Consider the following 5,951-nt stretch of genomic DNA (forward strand, 5'->3'; position numbering starts at 1 on the left):
CTTGGGACATAAGCTTGGTCAACATGCCCTCTAGTATAGGCTCCTCTACGTCTCTCGGACACTTCCACGGTGTTACATTAGCGTAGCCGAGGCTGGCGAGTTCGTATCCCTCTTTCAAAGGCTCGATCTTGTTCTCGACATACCTTACTTTACTCGACTCTAGCTCTTTTATAACGCCGGCTAGGAACTCCTCGTCGTCGTTACCCAGCTGGAGGAGGAGTTGGATATCCTTATCCTTGAGTTTGTCCTCGGCGAATACTAGCCAGCTTCTTAACCTGCTCTCCATCAGCTCCTTAAAGACCCGGTCTGCGTACGATTGGTCAGTGTTTATCTTCTCATACTCGTTCTCTTCGACGACTATCGTGTACCCGCCGCTATTCTCTATTTTCTCCACAAATTACTGCAACTCGTTTTCCTTCATCACGTGCTTCTTGTTGGGATAGTAGGCTTCAAAGTAGTCTTTTCTCCTCAGTATGGGGACGAAGTACTTGCCGCTTACGTCTCCGCCGTAGAACAAGTAGTCTACTTTATACATTAGTGACGCGTTGACGAACTTCCTGAAAAATATTGTAGACCCGTGGAAGTCGGAGGCGTAGAGTATCTTTATCTGGGGCAAAAGCTCACTTTATGTTAAACTTCTCTTCGGCCTCCGAGAACACCTCGTCGAAGATCTCCAGGGCCCTGTTCAGCGTCTCCTCGCTTATCACTAGCGGTGGTGATAGGGCGAACCTGTTACCCAGGTAGCCCGCTCTCTTGACTAGCATACCCTTCTGCATCAGCCTCATGGTCATCCACTTAGTCTCCTCGGTAGCCGGCTTCTTGCTCTGCCTGTCTTTGACGAACTCGACGCCTATGTACAGGCCCTTTCCCTCGACGTAGCCTAGTATTGGGTGTCTCTCCATCAGGTCTTGGAGACCTTTCAGGAACTTCTCTCCTTTGACCTTCGCCTGGTACGCCAGGTTCTCCCTCTCTATTATCTCTATAGTCTTTAGCGCCGCCGCACAACCGAGCATGTACCCCGCAAAAGTACTCGAGTGGGCGCCGGGCCCCCAGCTATCCATTATCTCCGCCCTCCCTATTACGGCGGAGAACGGGAGACCGTTGGCTATAGACTTGGCCACCATCACCAAGTCGGGCTCTACGCCCGGGTAGTGGTCTACAGCCCACATCTTCCCCGTCCTAGCCCACCCGGTCTGGATCTCGTCGACCATGAAGAGAACGTCGTACTCCCTGGCCAGCTTGTACAAGCCTGGCAACCAGTTGTCCGGGGGTATCATGTAGCCCGCCGCGCTCTGGTAGGGCTCTATCAGGAATCCCGCTACATTAGTCGACTTGCTGAACGGGTCTCTCAGGCCGTAGTAGGTGTGGGTGAACATGTACTCGACAATGTACAAGCAGTCCTCCGCGCACTCCTCGCACGTCTCCGCCTTCGGGTTACACGGGCACCTGTAGCAGTAGGGGAAGGGTATCCTCACGACGTTCATGTCGGCGCCCATTAAGGGGTAGTTCTGCGACCACGTCGAGAAGCTGGTGGTGAAAGGCACTGTCCCGATCGTCCTGCCGTGGTAGTCCCCCCACTGGGTTATTATGATCGGTCTACCGGTATAGTACCTGGCCAGTTTTATAGCCACCTCGTTCGCGTCAGAGCCTGTTAAACCGTAGAACACCTTCTTCTTGAAAGAGCCGGGCGTTATCTGGACGAGCTTCTCGCCGAGCTTAATCCTAACCTCGCTGAGCATCTCCGAGTACTGGACTAGCCTGTTGAACTGCTCTATAATGGCCTCCAGTACTTCCTTCCTGTGGTGGCCCACGTTGCTGACCGCAAAGCCGGCCATCATGTCGATGTAGCGCTTACCGTCCGCGTCGACGATAATGGCGTCATCTACGGCCTCCTCGACTATAGGGGGTGCGTCGTACATGCTGAAGGGCATTGCTCCAAGAGACTCTACTTCGAGCGCTCTCCTCAGCAACTCCAGCGACCTGGGGCCGAACCCCCACATCACAGCTTTATTCAGGATTTCCTGCGGGTCTGGTATCATCTTTAGCTTTTTCTCGATGGTTTCAAGGATCTTAGTCAAGCGCATCGCCTCTACTGCAACACGTATTGATTCAGGTTGGTATTAACCGTGAAACCCAGTAGAGGGTACCGTTTTTTGGAGGATATAGGGAAACTATATGAACTCAAACTCGCTCATTACACTCTTCCTGGCCTCGTTAGGTAGTATAAGGACAACGTGTAGTCTGCCCCCCAACTTCCCGACGAGCCTTTCATAGACGTCCCCAAAGGTCGCTAGCAAGAAGACGCCTACGACATCGCACTTCTTACGAGCCGCGTACTCTGCTAGGGTCATTACTGTAGCCCCTGTCCACGCTATGTCGTCTACGACTACTACCCTCTTGTTCTTCAGCTCTCTGCCGAGGGGTAGGGTGATGTACCTCTTGATCCTGGGCCCCCACGCGTAGACCGGCGTATACTTGTAGGGTATACTGTGGCCACCCCTTATGATAATGTCCCTCAGGCCGTAGACGACGGGTAGTTTGAGGCGTGAAGCTATGGCTTGGGCTAGTGCTAAACCCCCGCCCTCTACGGTCAGGATGTAGTCGAAGCCCAATCCTCCGAGCTCCTTGAGGAACTCGTAGACCGCGCAGTCGAGGAGCTCGTGGCACTTGAACAGCAGGTTGTTCATCTCTGGGAACGGGTATGGTTGCCATATTAGGCAGTCTCTGATCACGCTCTTGTAGTCTACGTCCCTAAGCTTCTCACCGAGCTCCCTCATTCTGGGCCTACTAGGCTTTATGTGCATGTTAACGTACTTGCTCAGCGTGGTCAAGTCGATGCCCAGGTTGCTGGCGAGGTCTTTGAGCTTCATGGTTCTACGAGCCGCGTTGACCCTGCAGTAGAACTCTGCCTCAAGCATTAGGTCCTCTATTCTCTTGGCTACAGACAACTACCAACCCTACCCTACTATTCCTCCAAGCTCCTTATATACTCTTTTCATTTTTCTGTATACCTGGAACAGCGCGTTGTATGCCACAACTAGCTCTGGCCTAGGACTATACACTTGCTCGAACTCTACGAGTCTAGGGACGTCGCTGAACTTGATCTTCCCGGCGCCTATCGCGGCCAGTAAAGCCGCGCCGTAGGGGGACAAGTCCCTCACGCGGGGCCTCTTGACCTCTAGACCGAGGATGCTCGAGGTTATAGTATTGAAGAGGTTCGAAGAGGACAGACCGCCCGAGACGACTACTTGCCTCACCTCTAAACCGAGTCCACGCGATAACTCCAAGACCTCTCTCGCCCAGAAACCTATCCCCTCGTAAGCCGCTTTGAGTAGGTCGAGCCGCGTCGTCGAGAGGCTCAGCCCGTAGACCAGCCCCCTCGCTGACGAGTCCCAGTCCGGGCTGCGCGAGCCCGTCAAGTAGGGTACTAAGACCAGCCCTGAGGGCTTGTCCAGGCCCACCTCCTCTTCGACGCCCCTCTCTAGACCAGCGAGCTCGAGCACCTTGTCCACCGTGAGACCCGCGGACGGGAGCGAGGCCTCGAGCACGAACCAGCCGGGTAGCACGTGGTAGTAGGTCTCGAAACCTTTCTCGTAGTCTAGTACTGGTCTCGCAACGGGTATGTCAACGCAGGCAGAGGACCCCGCCGACAAGGACGCCGTGCTAGACTCGACGACGCCTCCACCCAAAGCCGCCACGACGGAGTCTACGCCGCCCAGGACTAACCAGATACGCGGGTTCGAGGCGTGTTGGAGGACTGTGTGGGAGGCGGCCGGCTCGAAGAGCTTTGACTCGTCTAGCCCGAGGAGCCCCAGGATCTCGTCGTCGTAGAAGCCTCTTATGTTGAACAACTGGGTCTCGGAGGCGCTCGAGTAGTCCGTGTACGCCTGCTTCGTTAAGTTGTAGACTACGTAGTCTTTGAACTGGGCGACCCACCTCGCCCTCTCTAGTACGGAGGGCTTGAACCGCTTAATCCACAGTATCTTGGCCGGGAAGAATATGGGGGATAGACGTAGGCCAGTCTTGTAGTACCACTCCTTCTCCCCCATTAGTTTAGCAGCCTCGTCGAGCACGGAACTGGCCCTCGTGTCTAGCCACACGATAGTCTCGAGGCTTCTACCCTGTTCGTCCATGACTACGAGCGAGGGTGAGTGCCCGCTGAAGCCCACGTAAAGGTCTCCGCCCAGTTTACTGGACAGAGCCCTCAGCTCGCCCTCGACAGTCCTTAACACTGCTTCCGGGTCGTAGAGTACGCTACCGTCGCTAGCGAACCCTATTCTGAGGTCGCGTGATAAAGCGTACACTTCTTTAAGCGACTCGTCTAAGACGACAAACTTAACAGAGGAAGTGCCCAGATCCACGCCTACATAATACTCCAACACAAACCCCCGGGTACTAGTTTATTATCTTCCCTTCTCCTCGAAAACCCTCAACCGGTAAACCTCAAAGAGCTCATTGCATTATATACTCCAAAAGTGCTCTGTAAGACTGGCTAGAGAAGGTGTGTTGAGTGAGACTAGTAGAGCTGAGGGCGGTCAAGGGGAGGCTTACCGGGTTCGGGGAGGCCCTGCCCTACATCAAGGAGATACTAGCCTCCTGGAGGGCTCCCCCGCTACCAGTCGACGGGGAGCTGAGGGCTCTAGACGACGCCCTGTACACCGCGCTCTGGTCTCTCGGCCCCCGCTTCGTACCCGTGGACGAGCCTGCCTCTTTGGACGCCCTCGACTTCTACTACAACGTGAAGGGGGACGCCGCGAGGGTCTACGAATCCGTGCTAGACCTGGCCGCGAGGGACGCCCCGACGCCGCTCGTGAAGCTCAGGAGCCTCAGCGACGGGAGGGTGAGGGTCTGGGCGAAGCTCGAGTGGTACCACCCCTTCAGCCTGAGTATCAAGGACAGGATAGCCTGGTTCATGCTGTTGAACAACCCCGGTGTGAGGCCCGGGCTCAAGGTTGTCGAGGCCACGTCGACCAACACGGGGCTGGGGCTCGTCGGGGTCGCGAACAACCTCGGGCTGAAGGCCAAGGTCTACCTGCCCCAGACAGCCCAGAGGTGCGTCGACTACATATTCGAGCTCATGGGGGCCGAGGTCGCGAGGCTGAAGGGGGCCTTGACCACGGAGATCCTCGGCGACGTGAGAGAGGCGGCTAGGCGGGAGGGGCTGCTACACCCAGACCAGTTCGAGAACGACCTGAACGTCATAGCTCACCTCCAGTACACGGCGAAGGAGGTCGACTACCAGGCCTCGCAGTCGGGCCTGAGGATAAGGGGGGTGGTGGGGGCCCTTGGGACCTCCGGCCACTTGTCCGCCCTCTCGGTGTACTTCAAGTCTAGGCTCGGAGACGTGAAGGTGTTCGGGGTCCAGCCCGCGAGAGGCGACTTCATACCGGGCATGAGGAGGGTGGAGACGGGGATGAAGTGGGTGCACCTAGCTGGTGTAGACGGGGTCCTGGAGGTGAGCCTAGACGAGGCGTTCCAGGAGGTGGTCGCACTGGCGAGGAGCGAGGGTTTGCTGGTCGGGTTGAGCGCCGGGGCGGTACTCAGGGCGACCAGGGAGCTCACGCGTAGAGGGGTGCTGGAGGGCGACGTGGTAGTCGTCCTACCCGACCACGGGCTGAAGTACGCCGAGCTACTCGAGGCCCTCTACTCCAAGGTCTGCCCCGACGTGGCGGGGTACAAGGGCGGGGTCGACTAGAGGCGTGGTCCATGGCCGACGTCTGCGTTTACGGGACTGTCTTCAACAACGCCCGCTACGTCGAGGAGTCGATCAAGTCGGTCTACAGACCGAACTACACGATAGTGGTCGTAGACTCCTACTCAACTGACGGAACGTGGGAAAAGCTCCTCGAGCTCAAGAGAGACTTCAACTTGAAGCTCTACAGGTACAAGTCTAGTAGAGGGCTAGGCCGGCAGATCGCGCTACGCAAGTGCCCGGAGGGGTCTATAACGGC

At 56.5% G+C, this 5,951-nt stretch carries 6 protein-coding genes and 1 pseudogene; 2 read left to right on the forward strand and 5 right to left on the reverse strand.

Annotated features, from left to right (window positions below; genetic code table 11):
• From ACP5VX_RS05870 to ACP5VX_RS05890, 5 genes and pseudogenes are all read right to left on the reverse strand, one after another.
• Window positions 1–394 (reverse strand): annotated as a pseudogene (locus ACP5VX_RS05870) (hypothetical protein); the annotation flags it as partial.
• Window positions 395–397: 3 nt separating this feature from the next.
• On the reverse strand, window positions 398–616 hold the full coding sequence (locus tag ACP5VX_RS05875; protein ID WP_428724954.1) for a hypothetical protein: 219 nt from the start codon (window positions 614–616) through the stop codon (window positions 398–400).
• A 4-nt stretch (window positions 617–620) separates the two neighbouring features.
• Window positions 621–2,078 (reverse strand): aspartate aminotransferase family protein, encoded by a 1,458-nt coding sequence (locus ACP5VX_RS05880; protein ID WP_428724955.1) that lies wholly within the window; start codon window positions 2,076–2,078, stop codon window positions 621–623.
• A 93-nt stretch (window positions 2,079–2,171) separates the two neighbouring features.
• A complete protein-coding gene (locus ACP5VX_RS05885; protein WP_428724956.1) occupies window positions 2,172–2,948 on the reverse strand; it encodes a phosphoribosyltransferase family protein in 777 nt (258 codons plus the stop codon).
• A gap of 9 nt (window positions 2,949–2,957) precedes the next feature.
• Window positions 2,958–4,379 (reverse strand): xylulokinase, encoded by a 1,422-nt coding sequence (locus ACP5VX_RS05890; RefSeq protein ID WP_428724957.1) that lies wholly within the window; start codon window positions 4,377–4,379, stop codon window positions 2,958–2,960.
• 131 nt (window positions 4,380–4,510) lie between these two features.
• Here ACP5VX_RS05890 and ACP5VX_RS05895 point away from each other — a divergent pair, with 131 nt between their 5' ends.
• Window positions 4,511–5,695: a PLP-dependent cysteine synthase family protein gene (locus ACP5VX_RS05895; protein ID WP_428724958.1), complete on the forward strand. Its 1,185-nt coding sequence runs from the start codon at window positions 4,511–4,513 to the stop codon at window positions 5,693–5,695.
• An 11-nt stretch (window positions 5,696–5,706) separates the two neighbouring features.
• Window positions 5,707–5,951: glycosyltransferase family 2 protein (locus tag ACP5VX_RS05900; protein ID WP_428724959.1), on the forward strand; the 245-nt coding region annotated here is incomplete at its 3' end.

The sequence above is a fragment of the Thermogladius sp. genome (assembly GCF_049970955.1).
Lineage (GTDB): Archaea > Thermoproteota > Thermoprotei_A > Sulfolobales > Desulfurococcaceae > Thermogladius.